This is a genomic window from Micromonospora alfalfae (assembly GCF_022230925.1).
GTDB lineage: Bacteria > Actinomycetota > Actinomycetes > Mycobacteriales > Micromonosporaceae > Micromonospora > Micromonospora alfalfae.
In genome coordinates, this window is sequence record NZ_JAKKFH010000012.1 from 46,954 (window position 1) to 71,988 (window position 25,035).

A 25,035-nucleotide genomic window follows, 5' to 3' on the forward strand; every position below is an offset into this window, starting at 1 on the left:
GATGCGCAGGTGCCCCGTCCGACATGTCGGACCGGACCAACCCCGGGGGTGCCCACCAGCGGGCCAGCCGGACCAGGCAGGCTGGGGGCATGCGGGAACCATGGGTGGTCGGGGTCTCCGGTGCCTCCGGTACGCCGTACGCGGCGGCAGTCGTCGGCGGACTACTCGACGCCGGCGAACCGGTGGACCTGATCGTGTCCCGGGCGGCACGACTCACAGTGCTCGACGAGACCGGCCGGCCCTTCCGCGACGGGCACTGGGCCGAGGACCTCGCCGCCTGGCTGGATCGGGACCTGACCAGTGCGGATGTGCGGCACTGGCCGGCCGGCGACCTGGCCGCCGGGCCGAGCAGCGGCTCCTACCGGGTACGCGGGATGGCGGTGGTCCCGGCCAGCACGGCCGCCTGCGCGGGCATCGCGATCGGGCTCTCCAAGGACCTGTTGCAGCGCGCCGCAGAGGTCAACCTCAAGGAACGCCGTCCCGTGGTGCTGGTCCCCCGGGAGACACCGGTGACCCGCAGCCATCTGGAGCACCTCATCGCCCTGCACGACGCGGGCGCTGTGGTGCTGCCGGCCAGCCCCGGCTTCTACGGCGCCGGGGCGGCGGCCAGCGCCCAGCAGTTGGTCGACTTCGTGGCCGGCAAGGTGCTGGACGCGCTCGGCGTCCCGCACACCCTGTTCCGGCGGTGGTCCGGCCAGCTCGGCGCAGCCCGAAGCTGAGCCGCACCGCTCGTGCTGGGCCGTCCGCTCGCGCTGGGCACCGTTGTGCTGCTCAGCACGCGCGGTGCTGCCGCCCGGCGGTTGGCCGAAGCGGGACGCGGACCGGACTGGTGTCCGGTCCGCGTGGCGTTGTCCGCACCAGTTCAGTACATGCCGGCGTTGGCCGGACCCGGCCCCGTGGATGCCGCCGGCCCCACATTGCGGGGCTTACCGACCTCATCCACCTCGTCCAGCATGCCCTCCCCCTCAAGCAGGGCTCGCACCTCGGATTCCCGAAACCGGCGATGCCCGCCTGGAGTCCGGATGCTTCCTATCCGGCCGGCCGCCGCCCATCTCGTCACAGTTTTCGGGTCTACCCGAAACAGCGCGGCGACCTCACCCGGTGTCAGCAGGCGATCTCCAGTGTCCACAGCCCCCTCCTCGCGTCGACGAAGCCCCCGGCTGAACACACTGCCCCCGGCTGGTGCGTAGCCCAGAGCCGTCATGAGGGACGTATGGCAATTACAGCACCAGGGACATGGCCTGTCCGCCCAAACGCGAAAAATGCACTGAGTGGGGAGTTAGTAATGTTACTGGTGCTACCTCTGCCCTGACCGGCGGTTTATGAACAGTGACTCACCGCTCAGTCCAACGGGTGCCGAAGGCAGCACGTTACGTGTCAGCGGTTAAGGTCACTCTCTGTGGATGCCATCGACCTGAGCCTCGTCGACCTGCTGCGCGGCAATGCCCGACTCTCGTACGCCGAGTTGGCCCGACAGGTGGGCCTCTCGGCCCCGGCCGTGCACGAGCGGGTCGGCAAGCTGGAGAGCAGCGGCGTGGTCCGGGGCTACCGCGCGGACGTGGCCCCGGAGTCGATCGGGTTGGGAGTCACAGCGCTGATCGGCATCGTCGAGGACTCCGGTGCCGACACCGACGACATGCTCGAGTCGCTGCGGGTGCTGCCCGAGATCGAGTCCTGCTACTTCATGGCCGGAGTGGAGTCGTTCCTGCTCAAGGCGCGGGTTGGCACCATCGCCGAGCTGGAGCAGTTGATCGTGCGGTTGAACCGGACGCCGGGGGTGGCCTCCACCCGTACCGCCATCGCGCTCTCCACCAAGTGGGAGAACCGCCCCCAGCCGGTCGGCTCGCCCGCGGCCTGACCGCCGGACCCCTGGTGTCGCCCGGGCGGCCGGCGGTAGCGTGCGCCGATGACCCCGCCGGCGCGCCCAGTGGCCGTGGTGACCGGCGCTGCCGGCGGCCTGGGCCACGCCATCGCCACCGCGCTGCACACCGACGGCTGGTCGGTGCTGCTCACCGACCTTGACCCGGCGGCGGTGCGGAGCGCCGCGGCGCCGCTCGGCGGGTGGTCGGCCGCCCTGGACGTCCGGGACGAGGATGCCTGCGCCGCGATCGCCGCGAACGCGGCAGGCCGGGGCGATCTCGCCCTCTGGGTCAACAACGCCGGCATCCTGGTCACCGGGGCGTCGTGGGAGCACGACGCCGCGACCCGCCGTCGGCTGCTCGACGTGAACACCCACGGCGCCATGAACGGCACCCTCGCCGCGCTGAGCGTGATGCGCGGGCAGGGCCACGGCCACGTGCTCAACGTCGTCTCGTTGGCCGGGCTGGTCGCCGCGCCCGGCGAGACGGTGTACGCCGCCAGCAAGCACGCCCTGCTGGCGTTCAGCCTCGGCACCCTGTCCGACCTGCGAATGGCCGGGTACCGGCGGGTGAACGTCTCCTGCCTCTGCCCGGACGGCATCTGGACCCCGATGCTGCACGACCGGCTGGACGACCCGGGGGCGGTAGCCTCGTTCACCGGATCGATGCTGACCGCGCAGCAGGTGGCGGCCCGCGCGGTCCGGCTGGCCCGCCGGCCACGTCCGGTGGTCAGCCTGCCCCGCTGGCGGGGAGCGCAGGTGCGCCTGTTGGACGCACTCCCAAGGTTGGCCGTCGCACTCACCCCCCTCGTCCGGGCCGCCGGCCGCGCCGGTCAGCGCCGCCAACGCCGCAGGTCAACGCCGCCGGACCGGCGCTGACCACAGCCGGCCCGCTTGCTAGGTTTCCGAGCGTGACTCATCTCGACCGGTGCGACGAATCCAGCCGAACCTGGGTGACCGAGGCGATCGCCGCCGTCGAGGCAGACGCGAACCGGTCCGCCGACACCCACCTGCTGCCGTTCCCGCTGCCCCGGGAGTGGGGGATCGACCTCTACCTCAAGGACGAGTCGTCACACCCCACCGGCTCGCTGAAGCACCGGCTGGCCCGTTCACTGTTCCTCTACGGGCTCTGCAACGGCTGGATCGGGCCGCGCACCACGATCGTCGAGGCGTCGTCGGGTTCCACTGCCGTCTCCGAGGCGTACTTCGCCCGGATGCTGGGCCTGCCGTTCATCGCTGTCATGCCCGCCTCCACCTCGCCCGAGAAGATCACGCAGATCGAGTTCCAGGGCGGCCGGTGCCACCTGGTGGATGATCCGGCGAGCGTGGTGGTCGAGGCCCGGTGGCTCGCCGAGGACTCCGGCGGGCACTTCATGGACCAGTTCACCTACGCCGAGCGGGCGACCGACTGGCGGGGCAACAACAACATCGCCGAGTCGATCTACGCACAGTTGGAACTGGAGCGGCACCCGATCCCCGCCTGGGTCGTGGTCGGCGCCGGCACCGGGGGCACCAGCGCGACAATCGGCCGCTACGCCCGGTACCGCCGGCTCGCCACCAAGCTCTGCGTCGTCGATCCGGAAAACTCGGCGTTCTACCCGGCCTGGCAGGCCGCCGACTGGTCGGTACGCACCGGGAAGGGCTCCCGCATCGAGGGGATCGGCCGGCCCACCGTGGAGGCGTCGTTCCTGCCCTCGGTGGTGGACCGGATGGTCCAGGTGCCGGACGCAGCGTCGGTGGCCGCCATGCGCGCCGGATCGGCGCTGCTCGGCCGCCGGGTGGGCGGGTCCACCGGCACCAACCTGTGGGGCGCGTTCGGCCTGATCGCCGCGATGCTCGCCGAGCGTCGGACCGGCTCGGTCGTCACCCTGATCTGCGACCCGGGCGACCGGTACGCCGACACGTACTACGCCGACGACTGGGTGGCCGCCCAGGGCCTCGACCTGACCCCGCACCTGGCCACCATCGACCGCTTCCTGGCCAGCGGGGACTGGCCCGTCTGACGCGGTCAGCGGGCCTGGCCCGCCTGGGCCGTCAGCGGGCCTGGCTCGCCCAAGGCCGATCGGCCGGACCCGGCCCACCCGGGATGCTGATCAGCGGGGGTCGATCCGTTCGGCCAGCCCGGGGTAGCGCACCACGTAGCCGCTGTCATCAAGATCGATGTCGGCCGTGAAGGTGCCGCTGGCGAACCGCACCCGACCCGGCCCGAGCCCGGTGTAGATCTGCTCGGCCGGCACCACCTCAAGACCGGGTAGCAGCACCCAGGCAACGGTGATCCGGTGTGCCACGTCGGCCGGCTCGGCCGCCATCCGAAGGCGGTGGACCGGCAGGGTGTTGAACAGCGGCGAACCGCTCAGGTCGACGTCGAGCGCGTCGGCCAGCCGGTCCGGGTCGTCCGTACCCGGCAGACCGGCCCGGCGGTGACCGGCCGCGACCAGGGCCGCGTCCAGGTCGCCCTGTTCGGCTGTGGTCACCCGCCAACGGCCCGCGGCCCGCTCCAGGGTCACCCGGCGCAGCCAGCCGAGACCCTCGGCCTCGACCTCGACCCGGGTGGTGGCCCAGTCCGGCGTGGTGGTCAGCTGGTAGCGGGCGGTCCACGGGATCGGGTCCACGGCGAGCAGAGTGCCCCGGGCCGCCAACCCTTGGCCGTCGTCGAGCAGAACCTGCTCACTGCCGGCGGTGTCCGTCCGGGACCAGAAGATTGACTTCGGCATGGTCGGCATGAGCCGGACCTTACGCGACCTGCTCGGTATCGGCAGGGCATGCGCGAACGCCGCCGCGAAGCCTGGGCTTCGCGACGGCGTTCAGTGGATCAATCAGTGGGTACGCGCTGCGGGTCGCCCGCCAAAACCCCGCCGATCGTCACGTGGACGGTCCTCGCGGGGCCGGTCGTCGCGGGGCCGGTCGTCCCGGACCCGGCTCTCCGGGCGGAACCCACCCCGAGCGTCCCGGTCGCCGAAGCGCCGCTCGCCCTGCGGCCGGTCGCCGAAGCGACGCTCGCCGGTCGGTCGGTCGCCCCGACCGTCCCGGTCGCCGAACTGCTGCCGGTCGCCGAACCGACGCTCGCCCTGCGGCCGGTCGCCGTACCCCCGGGTGTCCCGATCGGCGTAACGCCGCTCGCCCTGCGGGCGGTCGCCGTAGCTCCGGTCACCCTGCGGGCGGTCGCTGTGCTGCCGGTCGCCGAACCGGCGCTCGCCCTGCGGGCGGTCGCTGTAGCTCCGGTCGCCCTGCGGCCGGTCACCGAAGCGGCGCTCGCCGGTGGGCCGGTCGCCGTAGCGGCGCTCGCCCTGCGGGCGGTCGCTGTAGCCCCGGTCACCCTGCGGACGGTCGCCGTAGCGGCGCTCGCCTCCCGTGCGGTCGCCGAACCGGCGCGGGCCGCCGGAGCGGTCGTCGAACCGGCGCGGGCCGCCGGAGCGGTCGCCGTAACCCCGGGGCTCCGCCTCGACGCGGACCGGGACGCCACTGGGCTCGCGGGCGCCGACCAGCTCGGCCAACGCCGCGTCGCCGACCCGGACCCGGGTCTCGGCCGGCGCCACGCCGGCCTTCTCCATCATCGCCAGGGTGGTGCGACGCTGCTTGGGCAGCACCAGCGTGGCAACCGCGCCCGACTCGCCGGCCCGGGCGGTACGCCCCGCGCGGTGCAGGTAGTCCTTGGGGTCCTTCGGCGGGTCGACGTGCAGCACCAGGGTGACCCCGTCGACGTGGATGCCTCGTGCCGCCACGTCCGTGGCGACCAGCACGTTCATCCGGCCCTCACGGAACTCGGCGAGCGTCTTGGTGCGCATCCGCTGGGTCTTGCCGCCGTGCAGCCCACCGGCGCGTACGCCGACGGCCGCGAGCTGCTCGACCAGCCGGTCCACCCCGAGCTGGGTACGGGCGAAGACCATCGTCCGGCCGTCCCGAGCGGCGATCGAGGCCGCCACCGGGAACTTCTCGTGCGGCGGGATCAACAGCATGTGGTGGTCCATGGTGGACACCGAGGCGGTGGACGGCGCCGTGGAGTGGGTGACCGGGTCGGTCATGAACCGCTTGACCAACGCGTCGACGTCACCGTCCAGGGTGGCCGAGAAGAGCAGCCGCTGACCGTTCGCGGGCGTCTTCGCCAGCAGATCGGTCACCTCGGGCAGGAAGCCCATGTCGGCCATCTGGTCGGCCTCGTCGAGCACCGTGACCTCGACGTCGTCGAGCTGGCAGATGCCCCGCTCGATGAGGTCACCGAGCCGGCCCGGGGTGGCCACGATGACCTCCACGCCGCGGCGCAGCGCGTCGATCTGACGGTCGTACGGAACACCGCCGACGGCGGTCTTGAGGAAGATGCCGACGGACTTGCCCAGCGGCACCAGGGCGTCGTTGACCTGCATGGCCAGCTCGCGGGTGGGCACCAGGACCAGGGCGCGCGGACGCATCGGCCGGGCCCGGTTGCGGTTGGCCAGCCGGGCGACCATCGGCAGCCCGAAGGCGAGCGTCTTGCCCGAACCGGTCTGCCCGCGGCCCAGCACGTCGCGGCCAGCGAGCGCGTCCGGAACGGTGGCCCGCTGGATCTCGAACGGGCTGGTGATGCCCTGCTGCGCGAGCGCGCGGACCAGCGGCTCGGGCAGGCCGAGAGCGGCGAAGCTCATCGGCTCGGCGGTCTCGGTCGGCTCGGCCTGAGCTGTCGCTACCGGCGGGGTGCCGGCCTCGCTCGAGGCGACGTCGAGCTGCTCCCGAGCGGCGTCGGCCGCCGGGACTGAGTTGAAAACGGACGTAACGGTGCTGGGGTCAGCAGAGGTGGTCAACAAAAACCTTTCGAGCGGGGCGCATCTTCGCGATGGCCTGCCGCGGCTGTACCGCCGGATCGCCCGCAAGATCGCCCAGGGGCGCACACCACGCGCGCCGGGTCAGTGATCTCAGCCAGTGTACGGCGGTCTGGCGAAGCCGCCAGCCGGTTGACCGACCGTAGTGGGCGGACTCACCATCGCTGGCGCTCGCTGGCTCACCCGTTGAGCACGCTGCCCACCAGACCGTCCAGGGCGTCACCGGCCAGCAGAACGACCATGACGCTGATCGCCACCAGCAGCCCCAGAGCGGCGGCCAGGACGATCATCACCCGGGCGTTACTGGACCGCTCGGCCGGCGTGTCGGACCAGCCCTGGGCCAGGATGTGTCCGGTCAGCGAGCCGGAGGTCTCCACCGCGTTGGCGGGTATCGCGACAGTGGTGAAGCCGGCGCCCTCGCCGTTGCCGTAGACGGTGCCGGCCAGGTCGGTACGACTGTCGTGCCGCCCACCACGGGCGCCGGCAGCGTCCCGTCCGGCGGAACCAGCCGGTGGGCCGCTCGGCGGCGAGGTCACGCGGGAGTTTCCGGTGTTCCCGTTTCCGGTGTTCCTGGTCGACGAGGGGGCCCCGGTGGTGGATGGTGGCCAGCTCGGCAGCGCTGGTGCGGGCACTACCGGCGGCGCGGAGGCGGGTGCCCCGGCCCATCCGGCACCGGACGTCGGGCGGGTCGCCCCACCGGGGGACGCCCACCCGGCCGGTGGTGCGGAAACTGAAGCGCTGGCCCGTACGCCGGGCGTGTCGGACATCGCGGGCGGCGGCGGGAACGGCGGTGCCGGCATCGGGGCGGGCGGTGCCGGTGGCGCCGGCACCGGCGGACCGGGTGGCGGCAGCGGCGGGCTCGGGACGGGCGGCGTCGGCGGGCCGGGAATGGGCGGCACCGGCGAGGGCGGTGGGGTGGGCGGGCCCGGGACTGGTGGAACCGGACCGGGCGGCGGCGTGGGCCGAGGACCCGGCGTCGGCACCGGGCCGGGCGGGTACGGGCCAGGGGCCGGCGCGGGCTCCGGTTCCGGTGGCGGCGGCTGGGTCGGCCCGGGGCCGGGTGGCGTGGGGTCCGGCTCCGGCTCCGGAGTCGACGGCGTCGGAGGCTGGGCCGGCTCGGCACCCACCGGCGCGGCTCGATAGACGGCCGGCGTGCTCTCGCGACGGTCCGGGGTGCCCAGGGCGCTGGCAGTGCCCCGGCTGCTGCTCGGAACCGTGGCGCTGGCCCGGGCCGGGGTGGAGGAGTCGCTTCGCTGGCCCGGCAACGACACGTCGGCTGGGCTGGCCGAGCCTGTCGCACGGTAGGTGGTAGCGGTGACCGGAGCGCTGGCCGGCAGGTCACTGCGGAGAGCACCGGCGGTCACGACGCTGGCACGTGCGCGGACCGGTGCCGCAGCCGCGCTCTGGCGCTCGTCGCCGCCGGCGGATGCGTCGTCATCGGCCTCGGCGGCGTCCGCGACGTCCGTCGCAGTGCCGCTGCCGACCGGGTCGCTGCCGACTGGGTCGCTGCCGACTGGGTCGCTGCCGACTGGGCCGCTGACAGCGGAGGCGGCGTCGCCGTCAGTGGAGCCGGAGTCGGCCGAGCTGGTGGCAGTCGAGCTGGTGTCGCTGCCTGTCGAGCTGGTGGCAGCCGGGCTGGCGTCGCTGGCGGCCACCGGGTCGGCGTTGTCCGGCCCTGATGGGCCGGCCTGGTCGACCACGGGGTCGACAGTCTCCACCGGATCTCTCTGCTCGGCCATTTCCGCCCTCCGCGCCAATGCTCGCACCCGGACCCGTGACGTCGAGTCGGATGTGCCTGGTTGTCACGGTGCCACAGATCGTCCCGAGCGGACAGCCGGAGCGGTCGTGGCGGATCAGCCCGTGGCGCTGGGGCTACCCGTCGCGCTGCTACTGCCCGTCGCGCTCGTGCTGGCCTTCGGCGTGGTCGTCGGAGACGCGCTGGTCGGCGCGTTGGTCGGTGCCGAGGGCGCTGTCGACGGAGTGTTGCTCGGGGTGTTCGACGGCTTCGGCGTCTTGCTGACGGATGGGGTGGGCGTCGGGGTGGTCGTCAGCGTCGGTGTGGGCGTGGGCGTCGGCTTGGTGGTCTTCGTGGGCGTCGGCGTGGGCGTCGGCTTGGTGGTCTTCGTGGGCGACGGGGTGGGCGTCGGCTTCGGGGTCGAGACCGGCGGGGTCGGGTTGGTCACGACCGGCGCCGGCACCGCGCCGATCACCCGGGTGGCGGCGTACAGCCGGGACCAGCGGACGACGGAGATCTTGACGACGTCGCCAGTGGTGGGTGCCTGCACCATCTTGCCGTTGCCGATGTACATGCCGACGTGGTGGATCGTCGTCCAGCTGCTGCCCGAGGCGAAGAAGAGCAGGTCGCCGGGGAGCAGCGCGCTCTGCGGAACGGTGCGCCCCCGGGTGGCGGCGTACTGGTCGCGGGAGACCCGGGGCAGGTCGAAGTAGTCGGCGCCGGGGGACCGGTACGCCGCCCACATCAGGCCGGAGCAGTCGAACTGGTTCGGCCCCTCCTCGGACCACTTGTACGGGTCGCCGAGCTGGGCGAGCGCGTACCGGACCGCTGCCAGTGCCCGGGGGTGCGCGGCCATGCCGCTGATGCTCTGGTTGGAAACGTAGCCGGCGCCGATCTGCTGCTCGGCGGCTTCCTGCTGACGTTCGATCTCGATCAGCGCGGCGGCGTTGTCCCGGCGCAGCTTGAGCAGGCTCGCCTCGGCGGTGCGGAGCGCCGTCTCACCGGTGGTGAACTCCGCCTCGGCGGCGACGAGCAGATTCTTGGCGTCGGCGTGCTTCTGGTACGCGGCCTGCTCGCCGGCGCGGGCCCGGGACAGCTCCCCGGCCACCCCTGTGGTGCCGCCGTCGACCTTCTCGCCCCGGGTGATCGCCTGGAGGCGGCTGAGCCCACGGATGTCCTGGGCGAGTTCGCCCGGCGGCAGCGCGGCGGCGGCCTTGACGGCCTCGGCGGCGGCGGTGTCGGCCGTCTGCTGGGCCCGGAGCAGGGTGTCCTGCGCGGTCGCCAGCGCCTTGCCGGCCGCGTCGAGCTGCGCCTGGGCGTCGACGCGTTTCTGCCGCCTCACCAGCAGCTCCTCGCCGAGCGCCCCGACCTGGGCCTCCCCGGCGGAGATCGCGGTGGCCAGCGGACCGTTGCCGATGTTGACCACCGGAGGAACGGTCACGCCGGCGACCGGCGCGCCGCCGGGCAGCTGAAGCGAGCCGGTGACCGCCGGGCGCGAACCGGTGTCCGGCACCGTGGTCGGCACGCCGGGCTCCGCGTACGCGGGGGTGGCCAGCACGGCCGCGGCGATCGCGCCGAGCAGGGCGGCCCAGAGCTTCGGACGCAGGACCGGCGAGATCACCGGGCTCCGTCGTCGCTGCCGTCGCCCGCGCCCGCTGTAGATCATGCCGCTCCCCGTCCAACCGCTCGTCGCCGCGCTCGGTGGGCGCGACCGCCGGGACGGTACCAGTGTGTGTGTTCCGCCCCACCTTGTTACTACCGCACCGCGCCACTCATGTCGATGCGTTGCCGGGTTACGGGAGGCTGAGAGTCTGGTGAAGTGGGTCGCTGCCGGCGACCGTGCCGCCGGGCCCGTCGGCACCGCGACGTACGCTCGATCCGGACCGCAGGTGGAAGGGACGTGCCATGGACGCCGGACTCAAGCGTGAGCTCGAAGCGAAGGTGTACGCCGGTGAGCGGCTGACCCGGGAGGACGGGGTCGCCCTCTACGAGAGCGACGACCTGACCTGGCTGGGACGGCTGGCGCACCACAAGCGCACCGAGCTGAACGGCGAGCGGGTGATGTTCAACGTCAACCGGCACCTCAACCTGACCAACGTCTGTTCGGCGTCCTGTGCGTACTGCTCGTTCCAGCGCAAGCCGGGCGAGAAGGACGCGTACACGATGCGCATCGACGAGGCGGTCCGCAAGGCCAAGGAGATGGAGGACGAGCAGCTCACCGAGTTGCACATCGTCAACGGCTTGCACCCCACGCTGCCCTGGCGTTACTACCCGAAGGTGCTGCGCGAGCTGAAGGCGGCGCTGCCGAACGTGAAGCTCAAGTGCTTCACGGCGACCGAGGTGCAGTGGTTCGAGAAGATCAGCGGCCTGAGCGCCGACGAGATCCTCGACGAGCTGATGGACGCCGGTCTGGAGTCGCTGACCGGTGGTGGCGCGGAGATCTTCGACTGGGAGGTCCGGCAGCACATCGTCGACCACGCCTGCCACTGGGAAGACTGGTCGCGCATCCACGCCCTGGCGCACAGCAAGGGCATGAAGACCCCGGCGACGATGCTGTACGGCCACATCGAGGAGCCCCGGCACCGCGTCGACCACGTGCTGCGGCTGCGCGAGTTGCAGGACGAGACCGGCGGCTTCGCTGTCTTCATTCCGCTGCGCTACCAGCACGACTTCGTCGACTCGGCGGACGGCAAGATCCGCAACCGGATCCAGGCGCGCACCACGATGGCCTCGCCGGCCGAGTCGCTGAAGACGTTCGCCGTCTCCCGGCTGCTCTTCGACAACGTGCCGCACCTGAAGAACTTCTGGGTGATGCACGGGCTGTCGGTGGCCCAGCTCTCGTTGAACTTCGGCGTGGACGACCTGGACGGCTCCGTCGTCGAATACAAGATCACCCACGACGCCGACTCGTACGGCACCCCGAACACGATGCACCGGGACGACCTGCTGCACCTGATCTGGGACGCCGGCTTCCAGCCCGTCGAGCGGGACACCCGCTACAACGTGGTCCGGGAGTACGACAAGGCCCCGTCGCTGGCCGAGCGGCGTGCCGAGCCGCAGCAGGTCTGGGCCTGAGTCACCACGTACCCTCGCAGTCGATGACCGAGCAACGAGGACCTGAGCAGCAGAGCGGGTTTCCCCGCCGGGACGCCGAGGGCCGCATCCGTACCCTGGGCGATCTGCTCGGGGTGTGCCTGGCCGGCCTGGTCATCGGCGTGCTCGCGTTGGTGTTGTTCGACTGGGCGTTCGCCTCGATCGGCGCCGGCGACTTCGGGCACACGAATGGTTGGCTGGCGGTGATCCTGCCCGCCTGGCTGTTCTGGGACGACTTCCGGGCCTGGGAGTTCGGCGCGGCCCGGGTGGTGGCGGCGGTGGTCGCCGCTGCCGTCGGGGTGTTCGCCGGGCTGCTGATCGCCGGTCTGGGCGCGGGGTTGCCGCCGTTGCTCTCCGGCGCGTTGGCGGCGGGGGCGTTCACAGTGGCGTACGCGGCCCTCTGGTTCCCGGGTGTCCGCTGGCTGGCCCGCCGGACCGGCTGACCACGACCGCCCGCCGGGCGGCTCGACCCTTCCGCCGGCAGTGGCGGGCGACGGAGAGAACGGAGTGGTGCAGGTGAGCGCCGCGCTCAAGTACACGCTGGGCCGGATCGGGCTGTTCGTCGCCGTGCTGGCCGGCCTCTGGCTGATCGACATGAACGTGTTCCTGAAGCTGATGCTGGCGCTGGTGTTCTCCGCTGCGCTCTCCTTCTTCCTGCTGCGTGGTTGGCGGGACGAGATGGCCGGGGAGATCGCCGAAGCGGCCGAGCGTCGCCGCACCGAGAAGGAACGCCTCCGCTCCGCCCTGGCCGGCGAAGACCAAACCCCCACCCCCACCCCTGACCCTCCCACCCAGGCCCCCGACTCCCCGCGTTGATCATGAAGTTATTGCCACGACACGCCGAGTAGTCGGGCAATAACTTCATGATCAACGGCGCTGGGCTGGTGGGCTACCAGTTGGTGGAGCCGGGGACCTTGGGCCAGGGCTTGGCGGTGGGCTTGATCAGGTACGCGATGCCGCCGGAGCCGCCGGAAACACCACCGCTGGCGTTGGTGCGCTTGGTGCGCAGCCAGATCTGCTCGAACTGCTCACGCTTGTAGACGTTGCGCACCACGTCGTTGCTGGACGAGGCCGGGTCGTTGACGATCACGTCGCCGTCGGCGGTGAAGCCGACCACCACGAAGAGGTGCCCGGAGGTGCCGTAGTTCGCCCCGTCCAGCTCACTGGCGAGGAAGGACTGGCTGGTCACGACGGGGATGCCGGCGGCGATGAAGCGCTCAACCTCGTCCAGTGAGTGCAGCCGGGTCACCCGACCCTCCAGCCCAGGGAAGCTGGCCGCGTACGCGGTGTTGAACGGCCAGTTGCCCGCGCCGTCGTACGCGTAGTCGTAGGTCATCCGGGCGGCGTGGTTGACGGTCGGGTCGGGGTAGGTCGGGTCCACCCAGGAGGTGTCGGCCGCCGACGGTTTGCGTCCCCAGTACTCGACCACCATCTCCGTCGAGGTGGGTGAGCACCATGCCTCGCCGCCGCCGTCGTACTCGGGGTAGTGCCCGGAGTGCACGTTCTGCGAGTAGCGCGGCACCGGCAGCTCCCGGCCCCAGGCGATGTGCCCGGCGCTCGGGGTCACTGTGAACCGGTCCGGCACCGTGGAGCTCATCGCGCCCAGCATCCGGACCACCGGGGCGGCGCTCTGCCCGGGTGCGCGGTAGAGGGTCAGCTTGAGCTGGTACGACCGCAGCAGCACCCCGGCGGTGGCGTCGTCGATGCTGAAGGTGTCGGTCCAGATCGTCGACCAGGGGTCGCCCTGCCGGTTGACGCTGGTCCGCTTGATGTCGGTGTCGCCGGACGCCCAGCGACCCAGGACGTACCACGGGGTCTGGTCGCCGCTGGTGTAGCTGCCCTGCATCTCCACCTGGATCCAGGTGCCGGCGGGGGTCTCCGCGTTCCAGGAGGCGATCAGCTCGGTGGCGTCGAACCCGATCCGGGTCACCGGCGAGGTCCAGGTGCCGTACTCCCAGGTGCGGGTGGCGCCGGTGTGCGGGTCCGCGTACTCGGTGGTGCCGGCCGGGCTTGCCAGTGTGATGCCCGCTCGGGCGCCGGGCACGACGCGGGTGCCGGCCCGGCTGCCCCGGTGCCAGTCGGCGGGCCCGGACCAGTCCTGGTAGGTGATCTGCTCGTCGTGGGCGGGGGCGGGCGGGTGGGCCGCCAGCGCGGGCGCGGCGCTGGTGAGCAGGGCGAGCGTGGTGACGCCGGCGAGGGCGGCCGCGCGCAGGCGGGATCTGGCCATGGGTGCTCCGCGGTGTCGAGGGGGCATCGTCGCTGGTCAGTTTTCCGCTTGGAGGGAAGTTTCGCCAGATGTTGACAGATGGAAAATCATTGCCGCCATGATGATCCGCCTGGGATGGCCAACGCAGCGATCAATATTGATATGACCATGTGACAGGTGGTGAAGTGTCCTTCACCGAGCGGGATCTCCCGCCCATCGAGGAGGTAGTCCATGGCCCTCCGCACGCCCACCCCCCTCCGCCGTGTCCTGGTGCTCGCTGTCGTCACCGGGCTGGGCATCGTCACCGTCGCCGCCGGCCCGGTCACCGCCGGCCCGACCGCCGCCCGACCGGCACCGGACCGCACCGCTGAGCAGGTCGCCGCCGGCTACCGGGTGCTCGGGCCCCGGACCCTCGCCGACCGCAACGCGGTGGCCCGCACCGGAGCCGCCATCGACTACTCCGAACACGGCGTGCTGCACATCTCGGCCACCGCCGCCGAGGCCGCCGCGATCGGCAAGCTCGGCTTCCGGCTGGAACCGCTCGCCCCGCCGCCCAACGCCGAGCGCGGCGCCGGCGACTTCGGCGCGCTGGCCTTCCCGCCGGCCGACTCGAACTACCACGACTACGCGGAACTGACAGCCGTCGTGAACCAGGTCGTCGCGGACCATCCGGCGATCGCCCGCAAGATCAGCATCGGTTCGTCGTACGAGGGCCGCGACCTGATGGCGGTGAAGATCTCCGACAACGTCGGCACCGACGAGAACGAGCCGGAGATCCTGTTCAACTCCCAGCAGCACGCCCGCGAGCACCTGACCGTCGAGATGGCGATCTACCTGCTGAACCTCTTCACCGACGGCTACGGCAGCGACTCCCGGATCACCAACATCGTCAACGGCCGGGAGCTCTGGATCGTGCCGACTGTCAACCCGGACGGCAGCGAGTACGACATCGCCACCGGGTCGTACCGGTCCTGGCGCAAGAACCGGCAACCCAACAGTGGCTCGTCCAACGTCGGCACCGACCTGAACCGCAACTGGTCCTACAACTGGGGATGCTGCGGCGGCTCGTCCGGCAGCACCTCGTCGGAGACCTACCGGGGGCCGTCGGCGTTCTCCGCGCCGGAGACGCAGGCGCTGCGCAACTTCGTCAACGGCCGGGTGGTCGGCGGTGTGCAGCAGATCAAGGCGAACATCGACTTCCACACGTACTCGCAGCTGGTGCTCTGGCCCTACGGCTACACCACGGCGAACACCGCGACCGGGATGAACGCGGACCAGTACAACACCTTCGCCACCATCGGTCAGCAGATGGCCGCAACCAACGGCTACACGCCGGAACAGTCCAGCGATCTCTACATCACCGACGGAGACAGCCTCGACTGGATGTGGGCCACCCACAACATCTGGGCGTACACGTTCGAGATGTACCCGGGCTCGTCCGGTGGCGGCGGCTTCTACCCGCCCGACGAGGTGATCCCGGCGCAGACCTCGCGTAACCGCGAGGCGGTGCTGATCCTCAGCGAGTACGCCGACTGCCCGTACCGGGCCATCGGCAAGCAGTCGCAGTACTGCGGCGGCGGTGGCGGCACCACTGTCTGGTCGGACACCTTCGAGACCGCCACCGGCTGGACCATCAACCCGGCCGGCACCGACACCGCCACGGTTGGCGCGTTCGAGCGGGGCGCCGCCCAGGCGACCACGTCCTCCGGGGCCAAGCAGCTCACCCCGTACGCCGGGTCCAACGACCTGGTCACCGGCCGGCTCGCCGGCTCGGCGGCCGGTGACTACGACCTGGACGGCGGCGTGACCAGCGCCCGGTCACCGGCGGTGACCCTGCCGTCCTCCGGCACGCTGACCCTCTCGCTCGCCTGGTACCTGGCGCACGGCTCGAACGCGTCGTCGGCGGACTACCTGCGGGTGAGCGTGGTGCACAACGGCGGCACCACAGCGCTGCTCACCCAGGCCGGCGCGGCCAGCAACCGCAACGGGAGTTGGGCGGTCGCCAACCTCAACCTCACCCCGTACGCCGGCCAGTCGGTCCGCGTGCTCGTCGAGGCGGCGGACGCGTCCGGAGCCAGCCTCGTGGAGGCGGCTGTGGACAACGTCACCATCACGTCCTCCTGATCGGGTGGGGCCCCGTCCCGCCCCGGCGGGGCCCCACCACCCGCTCGGAAACCTCTGGATCTCGGACATAAGCCTCCCCCGCCCGGTGTGGTGCGGGTGTCCGAGGCATCGACGGCCACCGACCGGCCCTTGATCGATCCGACATCTCCTGGCGGTGCGCTACCGTCTTACCGACCAGTCCGCAGCGAAGCCGGTGCTCATCCCGGCGCTGTCCCGCAACTGTGATGCCCCACCGCCAGGTGGGGACGAGCCAGGTCGCCTACGGATCGGTCGCGAAACGCGCTCTCGAGGAAGGGCGCCTCGTGGGCGGGCGTCGAAAGTCCCTGTCGGCGAAGCACCACACTCCTCGACCGACAGGAGGCCCCCATGAACAGACGTACCCCTCGGCTCTTCGCGGCGACACTCGCGGTCACCGCGCTCGCCCTCGGCGCCTGCGCCGACAAGGCCGACGACCAGCCGAACGCCGGCACCGCAGCCGCCGCCTACCCGGTCACCGTCGGCGCGCTCACCCTCGACAAGCGCCCTGAGAAGATCGTCGTGCTGTCGCCCTCCGCCACCGAGATGCTCTTCGCGATCGGTGCCGGTCCGCAGGTGACAGCCGTCGACGACCAGTCGAACTACCCGGCCGACGTGCCCAAGACCGACCTCTCCGCCTTCCAGCCGAACGCCGAGGCGATCGCCGGTAGGAACCCCGACCTCGTGGTGCTCTCCGACGACCGCAACAAGATCGTCGAGCAGCTCGGCAAGCTGAAGATCCCGGTGTACCAGACCCCGGCGGCGACCACGCTCGACGACTCGTACCGGCAGATCACCGAGCTGGGCACGCTGACCGGGCACGCCGACCAGGCCACCGACGTCGCCACCCGGATGAAGGACGACATCGCCAAGCTGGTCAAGGACCTGCCGCAGCGCACCGAGAAGCTCACCTACTTCCACGAGCTGGGCCCGGAGCTGTACAGCGCCACCAGCAAGACCTTCATCGGCTCGCTCTACAGCCAGGCCGGCCTGACGAACATCGCCGACCCGGCCGACGCGGACGGTAAGAACTTCGGCTACCCGCAGCTGTCCCAGGAGTTCATCGTCAAGGCCGACCCGGACTTCGTCTTCCTGGCCGATGCCAAGTGCTGTCAGCAGAGCGCCGACACGGTCAAGGCACGCAGCGGCTGGGCCGGCCTCACCGCCGTGAAGAACAACCAGGTCGTCGCCCTCAACGATGACATCGCCTCCCGCTGGGGCCCACGGGTCGTGGACCTGCTCCGGGTCATCATCGACGCGGTCGCCAAGGTGCCCGCATGACCGTCGTCAGTCAGTGACCGGGCCGCGACAGGTGTCCGATCCGGCACCAACCGGTCGATTGGCCGAGCCGCCGCCGACAGCCCCGCGGGCCGAGCCACGTTCCGGGGCCCGGCCCGCCGGGCTGCCGTCCGGGGCCCGGCCCGCCGGGCTGCGCATGCGGTGGTTGGTCGCGGGGTTGGTCGCGGTGCTCGTCGCGCTCGTCGTCGGGGTGTCGCTCGGCCCGGTGAGCCTGCCCCCGGGCAGCGTCGCCGCCGAGCTGCTCAACCTGTTTCCCGGGGTGCACCTCGACAGTGGGCTGACCGAGCGGGAGATCGCGATCGTCACCGAGCTGCGCCTGCCCCGGGTGGTGCTGGGCCTGCTCGTCGGCGGTCTGCTCGCCCTCGCCGGTGGTTGCTACCAGGGCGTGTTCCGCAACCCGCTGGCCGACCCGTACCTGCTCGGTGTGGCTGCCGGCGCCGGCCTCGCGGTCACCGCGGCGATCGCCCTCGGCGGCGCCGGCCAGCAGGGCACGCTCTCCGGGCTGCCGATGACCATCCCGCTGGCCGCGTTCGCCGGTTCGCTGCTCGCCGTCACGATGACCTACGTGCTCGGCGCGGCCGGGGGGCGACGCGGGTCACCGGCCATGCTGATCCTGGCCGGGGTGGCGGTCTCCGCGTTCCTCTCCGCCGGGCAGACGTACCTTCTGCAACGACACGCCGACACCATCCAGCCGGTCTACTCCTGGTTGCTCGGCCGGCTGGCCACCGCCGGTTGGCACGACGTGCTGCTGGTGCTGCCGTACGCCGTGCTCACCACAGTGGTGGTGCTGCTGCACCGCCGCGAACTGGACGTCCTCGCGGTCGGCGACGACGAGGCGAGAAGTCTGGGCCTGCACCCGCAGCGCACCCGATACCTGTTGATCGCCGCTGCCTCGCTGGGCACCGCGGCGGCGGTCTCCGCCACCGGCCTGATCGGTTTCGTCGGCATCATCGTGCCGCACACCGTCCGGCTGCTCGCCGGGTCCAGCTACCGGGTGATCCTGCCGATGTCACTGCTGTTCGGCGGCGCGTTCCTGGCGCTGACCGATGTGGTGGCCCGCACCGTCGCCGCACCGTCCGAGCTGCCGATCGGGGTGGTGACCGCCCTGCTGGGCGGCCCGTTCTTCGTCCTCGTGCTGCGGACCGCCCGGCGAGTGCTCACGTGAGCCGCGAACCCGCCGCCGGTGCGGCGGCCGTCGAGGTGCGCGGGCTGCACGTAGCCCTCGGTGGCACGCCGATCCTGACCGGCGTCGATCTCACCGTCGCGGCCGGCGAATGGGTCACCGTGATCGGCCCGAACGGCGCCGGCAAATCCACACTGTTGCGCGCCGTCGGCGGCCTGCTGCCCGCGCCGAGGGCGATCACCCTCTTCGGTACGCCGAGTGCCGCGCTGCGCCGTCGGGACCGCGCCCGAATAGTGGCCACTGTGGCACAGTCGCCGGTGGTGCCGCCCGGCATGTCGGTGCTGGACTACGTGCTGCTCGGCCGCACCCCGTACATCCCGACCCTGGGCCGGGAGTCCACCGCCGACGTCGACGCCGTGCACGAGGTGCTGGGGCGGTTGGACCTCGCCGGCTTCCACCGTCGCGAACTGGCCACCCTCTCCGGCGGCGAACGGCAGCGGGTGTTCCTCGCCCGCGCGCTCGCCCAGGGCGCGACGCTGCTGCTGCTCGACGAGCCGACCAGCGCGCTCGACATCGGCCACCAGCAGGACGTGCTCGAAGTCGTCGACCAGCTACGCCGGGAGCACGGCCTCACCGTCCTGGCCACCATGCACGACCTCTCCCTGGCCGGTGAGTACGCCGACCGGATGGTGATGCTCGCCGCCGGTCAGGTGGTGGCCGCCGGAACTCCGTCCGAGGTGTTGACCGAGGACCTGCTCGCCACCCACTACCGGGCCAGCGTCCGGGTGGTCCCCGGGGCCCACGGCCCGTTGGTGGTCCCCGTCCGCCCCGCCCGCCCCTGAGCCCCGCTGCTGACGTGGCCAGGGTCGGGGCGCGCGACGGGTTCGTCAGGGTCCCAGGTCGATGACGGAGAAGAGGGCGCCCTGGGGGTCGCGCAGGGCGGCGAAGCGGCCCGCCGGGATGTCGCGGGGCGGGACCAGGATCGTTCCGCCCAGCTCGGAGGCGCGGGCCGCGGCGGCGTCCGCGTCGGCCACCGCGAAGTACACCGTCCAGTACGCGGGCAGGTCGGCCGGGAAGTCGTCGGCCAGCGGCGGCATCATCCCGGCGACGATCTGCGTCCCGAGCCGCCACCCGGTGTACGTCATCGCGCCCACCGCCTGGTCGTCGGGCTGCCAGCCGAACACCAGCTCGTAGAAGACCTTCGCGCCCTCGGGGTCGGGGGTGACCAGCTCGTTCCAGCTCATCGCGCCCGGCACGTTGAACACCTCGGCACCGGCCATGGCCAGCGGCTGCCAGACGCTGAACGTGGCGCCGGCCGGGTCGGCGAAGACCGCCATCCAACCCCTGTCGAAGACCTCGAACGGGGGTACGACGACCTGCCCGCCGGCCCGTTCGACCCGGCCGGCGACCAGTTCGGCGTCGTCGGTGGCGAGGTACGTGGACCAGATCGGGACCTGGTCCGGGATCGCTGGCGGGCCGGCGCCGGCCACCGGCTTGCCGTCGAGCAGGAAGACCGTGTAGCCGCCCGCCTCGGGCTCCGGGGTGACCTGGCCGGTCCACCCGAACAGCTCCGGGTAGAAGCGCCGCGCGTCGGTCAGGTCCGGGGTGGCCAGGTCGGCCCAGCAGGGCGTACCCGGCGGGACGGTGCTCACGTCAAGACCCCTCTCGGCCCGGGCGGCCACGGCGGCCCCCTGCCGGAATCCTGGCACCGTCCCGCCGCGGCTCGGGGCGGAAACGGACGAATCGTCAGCTGAACCGGCGACCCTCGTCCCGCCGGTACGCCCAACCGGCGAGCGCGGCGAGCAGCACCACCCAGACACCGAGCATGATCATCGCCATCGGCTCCACGTCGTAGTCGGCCACCGCCGCCCACATCAGTTCGGCAGCGCCCCGGGTGGGCAGGTACGGCGCGATCGTCTCGATGAACCCGGGCGCGTCGCCCGGCGCGGAGAGTAGGCCGCCGCCGAACGCCAGCGGCAGGAAGATCAGCTGTGCCACCACGATCGCCGCCTTGCTCGGCAGCAGGTAGCCGATGGCGAGCCCCATCAGCGTGAACGGCACCGAGATGACTGCCACGGTGCAGAGAGCCAACAGGAACGCTGCCGGGGTGACCTGGGCCGCGGTCAGCGTCGCGCCGATCACCACGACCGGGATCAGCGAGAGGTAGGTCAGCGCCAGGCCGGCCAGCACCCGGCCGGCGAACCGCGGCGCCGGCCCGGTCGGCAGGGTCCGGGTGTACGGGTTCCAGGGCTGGTCGCGGTCCTCGGCGACACCGACGCCGTACTGGAAGATGTTGGCGCTCATCACCGAGAAGGTGACCATCGACGCGGTGGCGTAGGTGGCGCCGACCGGGTCGTCACCGGCGAACGGCACCACGAAGAAGATCATGGAGGCGGCCGGAAAGAAGGCGCTGCCGAAGACGGCCACCGGGATCCGGATGATCTCCAGGAGTTGGTAGCGGGCGTGGACCAGGGCGAGCTGCACTGTCGCCTCCTCAGACTGTGGTGGGTCGGCCGCCGGCAGCGGCGGTGGTGGGCCGGCCGGTGTCGGCTGGCACGTCTGCGCTGGTGATGGCGAGGAACGCCTCCTCCAGCGAGGTCGGCCGTACCTCCAGGTCGGTGAACGGGGTCCGGGCCGTGACCAGCGCTCGGACCAGCTCGTCGGCGTCGGTGGTGAGCAGGTGCAACCGACCGTCGACCCGTTCGGTGCGGACCACCCCCGGCAGGTCGGGCAGGTCGTCGGCGACCAGGCTGACCCGGCGTACGCCCACGATGCCGCGCACCGCGTCCACCGTGTCGTCGGCGAGCACCCGGCCCTGCCCGATGACCACCACCCGGTGGGCGAGCGCCTCCACCTCCTCCAGGTAGTGGCTGCTCAACAGCACTGTGCCGCCGTCGTCGTGGAACGCCCTGATCGCGTCCCACAGGGTGTGCCGGGCGGCCACGTCCAGGCCCGTGGTTGGTTCGTCGAGCAGCACCAGGCGGGGTCGGCCGACGAACGCCAACGCCACCGCCAACCGGCGGCGTTGGCCGCCGGAGAGCCCACCGGTCTGCCGTCGGGCCAGGTCGGCGAGGCCGAAGCGGTCGAGCAGCTCCGCCCGGGGCACCGGGTCGGGGTAGTGCGCGGAGACGAAGTCGACGACCTCGCCGACGCGCAGCGTGCTGGGTGGGCCGGTCTCCTGCATCGTGACCCCGATGTGTCGCCGGCTCGCCGCGTCGCGGGGGTCTCCGCCGAACAGCTCGACCCGCCCCGAGCTGGGGCGGCGTAGCCCCACCAGCAGTTTCATCAGGGTGCTCTTGCCGGCGCCGTTCGGCCCGAGCAGGCCGACCAGTTCACCGGCCCGGACCTCAAGGTCGACACGGTCGAGGGCGAGGACGTCGCCGTACCGGCGGCTGGCCTGTTCGGCGCGGGCGAGGGTCATGGCTGCTCCTTCGACTGGGCGGGGTCGAGCAGGGCGCGGATCGATTCGGTGTACTCCTCGAACGCCAGCCGACCTCGCCGGCTGAGCCCGACCAGGGTCGCCGGGGTGCGTCCACGATGGGTCTTGCTGATCTCCACATAGCCGGCGTCCTCGAGCTTGCGCAGGTGCACCGAGAGGTTGCCGGCGGTCATCGCGAGCAGCTCCTGCAAGCGGGGGAACGCGATCTTGTCGCCGACGTTGAGAGCGGAGAGGCTGGCCACCACCCGCAGCCGGGCCTGCGCGTGGATGACCGGATCCAGCTCGGTCACGGCTGCTGTCGCTGTCGCTGTCGCCGCCGGGCGAGCGCGCCGGCCACCAGTATTCCGCCGCCGCCGGCCACCGCCACGACGAGCGGGTGCCAACCCGGCCCGGCGATCGCCCCGATCACGTTGATCACGCTGATCCAGACGCCCAGCCGGAACAGGTCCTGGTCCAGCCAGACCGCCCCGCCCGCCATGTGCAGCGCGCCGGTCAGCCCGACGGCGGTCGCCGACCAGAGCAGCGCCGCCAGGTCGTGCGGCAGGTGCTCGGAGATCCGGCCCAGCCCCGCGTAGACGCTCACCGAGCCGAGGGCCCAGGCGTACCCGTACCAGCGTCCACGCTGGGCGGACTCGCCGGTCACCTGGCCGTAGGCCCGTACGCTGACCACCGCCTGGATCGCCCCGGCGCTGGCGAGCAGGACGAAGAGGACTGTCAGCGGCAGCCAGCTCGGCAGTGGGACCAGCGCCCGATCGCCGGGGGAGAACCGCAGGAAGAACAGCCCGAAACCGACCAGCCAGGCGACACCCCATGGCCAGTAGAGCAGGCGGGCGTCGGGGTCGAGCCGGCGTGCCGTCGCCGACCGTTGGTGCTGGATCAGCCGCAGCGCTGCCGCGGCGTCGGTGGGTGGTGAATCATCGTCGAGGTCCACGCAAACTACTTTACGATACAAAGTCGAGCTGGGTGGCCCCGCCAGCACCGGCCAGGACCCCCGATCTCGGCGAGCAGTGCCTATGGTGGGGAGTCGCGGCGACTGATCCGTCGCACAGCCCACAGGGGAGGGTCCGTGTCAAGCCCGAGCAATGAGCTGGAGGTCCAGCCGGAGGCCCTGACGGCGTTCGCCGCGGGGTCCAAGGATCGGGCGGCCCGCTTTCGCGAGCTGCACCGCGCCTTCGGCGACGGCCACGTGCCCCGGCACGCCTTCGGAGTGATGCCGGCGTCCTTCAGCCTCGCGGCGACGTACGCCGAGCAGTTCGAGGCGTGCCTTCAGGGGCTCGCCGACGGTGCCGAGATGATGGCGGACATCGCCGAAGGGCTCACCGACACCGCCGCCGCCTACACCGGCACCGACGCGGCGAACACCGACCTGTTCGTGCCCGGCCGCCCGCCCGCTCCCGACGTCATCGCGCCCGGCCCCTGGTCGGGTGGCGCCGCCACTCCGAGCGGGTCGGTGCCCGCGTGAGCACCGAGGCGTTGCAGCGAAACAAGACCTACTTCGAGCAGATCGTCTCGGGCACACCCGAACCCTTCAAGCCGCTCTCCAACGCGGTGCTCTGGCCGTTCGAGCAACTGCTGGAGCTGGTCGCTGGCGAACCGGACGACCTGATGCGGGCTGCGCAGCTCTGCCTGGACACCGGTGCGGCGGTGCGGGAGATCGCCGGTGACCAGATCGCCGACCGGGCCCGGTTGCGCGGCGCCTGGACCGGCGACGCCGCCGACAGCTTCCATGCCTCGATGGAATCGGTGGAGGCGGCGATCGAGGAGCTCGCCCAAGGGCTCGACGGCACCAAGGAGGTGCTGGTCGAGGCGGCGAACGCGGCGGTGGACGCGTTCAATCTGCTGGTCGAGCTGATCCTTGAGTTCCTGCTCTGGTTCCTCACCGAGGTGATCATCGCGGCGGTGGCCGCGGCGCTGAGCGCCGGCGTCTCGCTGGCCGCCACCGTGGTTCGGGTGCTGGCCCGGCTGGCCACCACTGTTGGTCGGATGGTCAAGATCGTCGCCCGGTTCGCCGAGGTGCTCACCCGCCTCGCCGCCCGGCTGGGCAAGGTCGCCGGGCAGCTCCGCAAGTACGCGGACACCGTCATGGAGCTCAAGCAGCGCAAGAAGCAGTACAAGCTGCTCAGCAAAGGCGGCTGGACAGCCGAGGGGCGCGCCTTCCAGGTCGAGAAGCTCAAGACCCTGTTTCCCGGCAAGTTCGTCATCAATCAGGTCTCGCCGGTCAACATCCCCGGCTTTGGCGGCGCTCTGCTGGACACCGGCGTGGGCCTGCACGACATCTCCGACGGTCACAAGGACCGCAACTACCTGGTGGACGGCACGTACAGCGAGGACCTGGGCCCGTACACAGCGGGTGTGCAGAATGTCTTCGACTCCATCGTGAACTGAGAGGCAGCCATGACCTTCCCCGCCCTGGACCGTATCGAGGCGCTGGCTCGCAACCTGGACGGATGGCAGCGGCAACTCGCCGACCGGATGGCGGAGTTGGAGCAGACCAGCGCCGAGGGTGTCAGCGACTCCGGCCTGGTGCGGGTCACCGCCGCCGCCGACGGCAAGATCGTCTCCACGGAGCTGAACGCACGGGCGATGCGACTGGATTCGTACAGCCTGGCCGAGGAGTTCACCGCAGCCGCCAACCGGGCGCAGGAGGCCGCTGCGGCCCAGGTCCGGGAGTTGGTCGGTGAGGTCATCGGCGCGCCGGGCGCCGGTCCGCGCCAGCCCGGCGACCACGAGGGGCGCTGATGACGGCCGACGAGAGCCAGGCACGGTACGTCGAGGGGATCGCCCGGCTGCTGGCCGCCGACGAGCGGGTGCGCGCGGTGGCCCAGGTCCGAGTGGGCGGCGGGCTGACCCCGGCACCGCCCTCCCAGCCGTCGGCCCCAACCGCCACTGGTGGGCCGGGCTTCCTGGGTGTCCTGCTCAACGTGCTGTCACCGAACATCACCTTCGGCCGGGCCGACAATGCCGTCGACTGGCTCTTCTTCGGTGTCGGCGGTCGAGGCGAACCGGACTCCCAGGCATCGGTCCTGCACCAGGCCCTGACCGTGGCGGCGAAGGGCCCCGGCCTCCGGAACCTCGTACTGGGGGTCACCGACCAGCGGCTGCTGCTCGGCGCGACAGCACCCGTCGGGCTGCTCTCCAGCTCGGCGGCAGACGAACAGGCGCAGGCCGACATCGAACTGCTCGGGTCCGTCCCGCGCGCCACCGTCGCCGCCAGAGTCGGCAGGTACCGGTTGAACTGGAAGCGGCTGCGGATCGACTTCGCCGACGGGTCGTGGCTGTCGTTCCACGTGCCGCTGGCCGACTCCAGCCGCCCGCTGCGGGAGGTCGCGGCGGCCCTGTCAGCCGGCTGA

General features: G+C 71.8%; 28 protein-coding genes. 17 read left to right on the forward strand and 11 right to left on the reverse strand.

Annotated features, from left to right (window positions below; translation table 11 throughout):
* The first annotated feature begins 89 nt into the window (after positions 1–89).
* Positions 90–719: a UbiX family flavin prenyltransferase gene (locus MED01_RS12580; RefSeq protein ID WP_238668704.1), complete on the forward strand. Its 630-nt coding sequence runs from the start codon at positions 90–92 to the stop codon at positions 717–719.
* 143 nt (positions 720–862) lie between these two features.
* Here the strand turns inward: MED01_RS12580 and MED01_RS12585 are convergent, their stop codons facing one another.
* Entirely contained in the window at positions 863–1,129 is a 267-nt protein-coding gene (locus MED01_RS12585; RefSeq protein WP_007454516.1) for a BldC family transcriptional regulator, read from the reverse strand.
* Positions 1,130–1,399: 270 nt separating this feature from the next.
* On the opposite strand from MED01_RS12585, the gene MED01_RS12590 reads away from it, so the two are divergent.
* Genes MED01_RS12590 through cds1 form a run of 3 tightly spaced genes read left to right on the forward strand, consistent with a single transcriptional unit; the run spans position 1,400 to position 3,861 of the window.
* Positions 1,400–1,858, forward strand: coding sequence for an Lrp/AsnC family transcriptional regulator (locus MED01_RS12590; protein WP_238668705.1), 459 nt, complete (start codon positions 1,400–1,402; stop codon positions 1,856–1,858).
* Positions 1,859–1,906: 48 nt separating this feature from the next.
* Entirely contained in the window at positions 1,907–2,737 is an 831-nt protein-coding gene (locus tag MED01_RS12595; RefSeq protein ID WP_238668706.1) for an SDR family NAD(P)-dependent oxidoreductase, read from the forward strand.
* 32 nt (positions 2,738–2,769) lie between these two features.
* Entirely contained in the window at positions 2,770–3,861 is a 1,092-nt protein-coding gene (gene cds1 / locus MED01_RS12600; protein ID WP_238668707.1) for an L-cysteine desulfhydrase Cds1, read from the forward strand.
* A gap of 90 nt (positions 3,862–3,951) precedes the next feature.
* Here cds1 and MED01_RS12605 read toward each other — a convergent pair whose 3' ends face one another.
* The 3 genes from MED01_RS12605 to MED01_RS12615 all read right to left on the reverse strand — a co-directional run bounded on the left by MED01_RS12605 (position 3,952) and on the right by MED01_RS12615 (position 7,187).
* Positions 3,952–4,572, reverse strand: a complete 621-nt coding sequence (locus tag MED01_RS12605) for a putative glycolipid-binding domain-containing protein (RefSeq protein WP_238668901.1) — start codon at positions 4,570–4,572, stop codon at positions 3,952–3,954.
* Between the two features lie 102 nt (positions 4,573–4,674).
* Entirely contained in the window at positions 4,675–6,633 is a 1,959-nt protein-coding gene (locus MED01_RS12610) for a DEAD/DEAH box helicase (RefSeq protein ID WP_372493654.1), read from the reverse strand.
* A 197-nt stretch (positions 6,634–6,830) separates the two neighbouring features.
* Positions 6,831–7,187 (reverse strand): hypothetical protein, encoded by a 357-nt coding sequence (locus tag MED01_RS12615; protein WP_238668708.1) that lies wholly within the window; start codon positions 7,185–7,187, stop codon positions 6,831–6,833.
* A 13-nt stretch (positions 7,188–7,200) separates the two neighbouring features.
* Here MED01_RS12615 and MED01_RS12620 point away from each other — a divergent pair, with 13 nt between their 5' ends.
* Positions 7,201–7,794, forward strand: a complete 594-nt coding sequence (locus tag MED01_RS12620) for a hypothetical protein (RefSeq protein ID WP_238668709.1) — start codon at positions 7,201–7,203, stop codon at positions 7,792–7,794.
* A gap of 9 nt (positions 7,795–7,803) precedes the next feature.
* Entirely contained in the window at positions 7,804–7,956 is a 153-nt protein-coding gene (locus MED01_RS12625; protein WP_238668710.1) for a hypothetical protein, read from the forward strand.
* A 548-nt stretch (positions 7,957–8,504) separates the two neighbouring features.
* Here MED01_RS12625 and MED01_RS12630 read toward each other — a convergent pair.
* A complete protein-coding gene (locus tag MED01_RS12630) occupies positions 8,505–10,052 on the reverse strand; it encodes a C40 family peptidase (protein WP_238668711.1) in 1,548 nt (515 codons plus the stop codon).
* A 239-nt stretch (positions 10,053–10,291) separates the two neighbouring features.
* Here MED01_RS12630 and mqnE point away from each other — a divergent pair, with 239 nt between their 5' ends.
* The 3 genes from mqnE to MED01_RS12645 all read left to right on the forward strand — a co-directional run bounded on the left by mqnE (position 10,292) and on the right by MED01_RS12645 (position 12,295).
* The gene (gene mqnE, locus MED01_RS12635; protein WP_091395685.1) at positions 10,292–11,461 is read left to right on the forward strand and encodes an aminofutalosine synthase MqnE; all 1,170 of its coding nucleotides are present in this window, start codon (positions 10,292–10,294) and stop codon (positions 11,459–11,461) included.
* A gap of 23 nt (positions 11,462–11,484) precedes the next feature.
* Complete coding sequence (locus MED01_RS12640) at positions 11,485–11,922, forward strand: hypothetical protein (protein ID WP_091395682.1); 438 nt, start codon at positions 11,485–11,487, stop codon at positions 11,920–11,922.
* Positions 11,923–11,995: 73 nt separating this feature from the next.
* Positions 11,996–12,295: a DUF4229 domain-containing protein gene (locus tag MED01_RS12645; RefSeq protein ID WP_238668712.1), complete on the forward strand. Its 300-nt coding sequence runs from the start codon at positions 11,996–11,998 to the stop codon at positions 12,293–12,295.
* A gap of 73 nt (positions 12,296–12,368) precedes the next feature.
* Here the strand turns inward: MED01_RS12645 and MED01_RS12650 are convergent, their stop codons facing one another.
* Entirely contained in the window at positions 12,369–13,706 is a 1,338-nt protein-coding gene (locus MED01_RS12650; protein ID WP_238668713.1) for a C39 family peptidase, read from the reverse strand.
* 210 nt (positions 13,707–13,916) lie between these two features.
* Here MED01_RS12650 and MED01_RS12655 point away from each other — a divergent pair, with 210 nt between their 5' ends.
* The 4 genes from MED01_RS12655 to MED01_RS12670 all read left to right on the forward strand — a co-directional run bounded on the left by MED01_RS12655 (position 13,917) and on the right by MED01_RS12670 (position 19,088).
* Positions 13,917–15,809, forward strand: a complete 1,893-nt coding sequence (locus MED01_RS12655; RefSeq protein ID WP_238668714.1) for a M14 family metallopeptidase — start codon at positions 13,917–13,919, stop codon at positions 15,807–15,809.
* 366 nt (positions 15,810–16,175) lie between these two features.
* Entirely contained in the window at positions 16,176–17,105 is a 930-nt protein-coding gene (locus tag MED01_RS12660; protein ID WP_238668715.1) for an ABC transporter substrate-binding protein, read from the forward strand.
* 154 nt (positions 17,106–17,259) lie between these two features.
* Positions 17,260–18,288: a FecCD family ABC transporter permease gene (locus tag MED01_RS12665; RefSeq protein ID WP_238668903.1), complete on the forward strand. Its 1,029-nt coding sequence runs from the start codon at positions 17,260–17,262 to the stop codon at positions 18,286–18,288.
* Positions 18,285–19,088: an ABC transporter ATP-binding protein gene (locus tag MED01_RS12670; RefSeq protein ID WP_238668716.1), complete on the forward strand. Its 804-nt coding sequence runs from the start codon at positions 18,285–18,287 to the stop codon at positions 19,086–19,088. Before MED01_RS12665 ends, MED01_RS12670 begins: the two co-directional genes overlap by 4 nt.
* A gap of 45 nt (positions 19,089–19,133) precedes the next feature.
* On the opposite strand, the gene MED01_RS12675 is transcribed toward MED01_RS12670, so the two are convergent.
* The 5 genes from MED01_RS12675 to MED01_RS12695 all read right to left on the reverse strand — a co-directional run bounded on the left by MED01_RS12675 (position 19,134) and on the right by MED01_RS12695 (position 22,616).
* Positions 19,134–19,898, reverse strand: coding sequence for a VOC family protein (locus MED01_RS12675; protein ID WP_238668717.1), 765 nt, complete (start codon positions 19,896–19,898; stop codon positions 19,134–19,136).
* Between the two features lie 94 nt (positions 19,899–19,992).
* On the reverse strand, positions 19,993–20,730 hold the full coding sequence (locus MED01_RS12680) for an ABC transporter permease (RefSeq protein WP_238668718.1): 738 nt from the start codon (positions 20,728–20,730) through the stop codon (positions 19,993–19,995).
* A gap of 10 nt (positions 20,731–20,740) precedes the next feature.
* A complete protein-coding gene (locus tag MED01_RS12685) occupies positions 20,741–21,667 on the reverse strand; it encodes an ABC transporter ATP-binding protein (RefSeq protein ID WP_238668719.1) in 927 nt (308 codons plus the stop codon).
* Entirely contained in the window at positions 21,664–21,975 is a 312-nt protein-coding gene (locus tag MED01_RS12690; protein ID WP_238668720.1) for a transcriptional regulator, read from the reverse strand. The genes MED01_RS12685 and MED01_RS12690 overlap by 4 nt, the downstream gene beginning before the upstream one ends.
* Positions 21,972–22,616, reverse strand: a complete 645-nt coding sequence (locus MED01_RS12695) for a transporter (RefSeq protein ID WP_238668721.1) — start codon at positions 22,614–22,616, stop codon at positions 21,972–21,974. Before MED01_RS12695 ends, MED01_RS12690 begins: the two co-directional genes overlap by 4 nt.
* A 135-nt stretch (positions 22,617–22,751) precedes the next feature.
* On the opposite strand from MED01_RS12695, the gene MED01_RS12700 reads away from it, so the two are divergent.
* From MED01_RS12700 to MED01_RS12715, 4 genes are read left to right on the forward strand one after another with little or no spacing between them, the layout of a single operon-like run.
* Positions 22,752–23,147 (forward strand): type VII secretion target, encoded by a 396-nt coding sequence (locus tag MED01_RS12700; protein ID WP_238668722.1) that lies wholly within the window; start codon positions 22,752–22,754, stop codon positions 23,145–23,147.
* Positions 23,144–24,070 carry a WXG100 family type VII secretion target gene (locus MED01_RS12705; protein ID WP_238668723.1) on the forward strand — a complete coding sequence of 309 codons (927 nt, stop codon included), beginning with the start codon at positions 23,144–23,146 and terminating at the stop codon, positions 24,068–24,070. The genes MED01_RS12700 and MED01_RS12705 overlap by 4 nt, the downstream gene beginning before the upstream one ends.
* A gap of 9 nt (positions 24,071–24,079) precedes the next feature.
* The gene (locus MED01_RS12710) at positions 24,080–24,424 is read left to right on the forward strand and encodes a YbaB/EbfC family nucleoid-associated protein (protein WP_238668724.1); all 345 of its coding nucleotides are present in this window, start codon (positions 24,080–24,082) and stop codon (positions 24,422–24,424) included.
* Complete coding sequence (locus MED01_RS12715) at positions 24,424–25,035, forward strand: hypothetical protein (protein ID WP_238668725.1); 612 nt, start codon at positions 24,424–24,426, stop codon at positions 25,033–25,035. The genes MED01_RS12710 and MED01_RS12715 overlap by 1 nt, the downstream gene beginning before the upstream one ends.

Coding starts and splice junctions, on each gene's coding strand:
- MED01_RS12580 (WP_238668704.1), top strand. CDS start 90: ATGCGGGAACCATGGGTGGTCGGGGTCTCCGGTGCCTCCGGTACGCCG.
- MED01_RS12630 (WP_238668711.1), bottom strand. CDS start 10,052: ATGATCTACAGCGGGCGCGGGCGACGGCAGCGACGACGGAGCCCGGTG.
- MED01_RS12640 (WP_091395682.1), top strand. CDS start 11,485: ATGACCGAGCAACGAGGACCTGAGCAGCAGAGCGGGTTTCCCCGCCGG.
- MED01_RS12685 (WP_238668719.1), bottom strand. CDS start 21,667: ATGACCCTCGCCCGCGCCGAACAGGCCAGCCGCCGGTACGGCGACGTC.
- MED01_RS12665 (WP_238668903.1), top strand. CDS start 17,260: ATGCGGTGGTTGGTCGCGGGGTTGGTCGCGGTGCTCGTCGCGCTCGTC.
- MED01_RS12650 (WP_238668713.1), bottom strand. CDS start 13,706: ATGGCCAGATCCCGCCTGCGCGCGGCCGCCCTCGCCGGCGTCACCACG.
- MED01_RS12595 (WP_238668706.1), top strand. CDS start 1,907: ATGACCCCGCCGGCGCGCCCAGTGGCCGTGGTGACCGGCGCTGCCGGC.
- MED01_RS12715 (WP_238668725.1), top strand. CDS start 24,424: ATGACGGCCGACGAGAGCCAGGCACGGTACGTCGAGGGGATCGCCCGG.
- MED01_RS12655 (WP_238668714.1), top strand. CDS start 13,917: ATGGCCCTCCGCACGCCCACCCCCCTCCGCCGTGTCCTGGTGCTCGCT.
- MED01_RS12710 (WP_238668724.1), top strand. CDS start 24,080: ATGACCTTCCCCGCCCTGGACCGTATCGAGGCGCTGGCTCGCAACCTG.
- MED01_RS12660 (WP_238668715.1), top strand. CDS start 16,176: ATGAACAGACGTACCCCTCGGCTCTTCGCGGCGACACTCGCGGTCACC.
- MED01_RS12605 (WP_238668901.1), bottom strand. CDS start 4,572: ATGCCGAAGTCAATCTTCTGGTCCCGGACGGACACCGCCGGCAGTGAG.
- mqnE (WP_091395685.1), top strand. CDS start 10,292: ATGGACGCCGGACTCAAGCGTGAGCTCGAAGCGAAGGTGTACGCCGGT.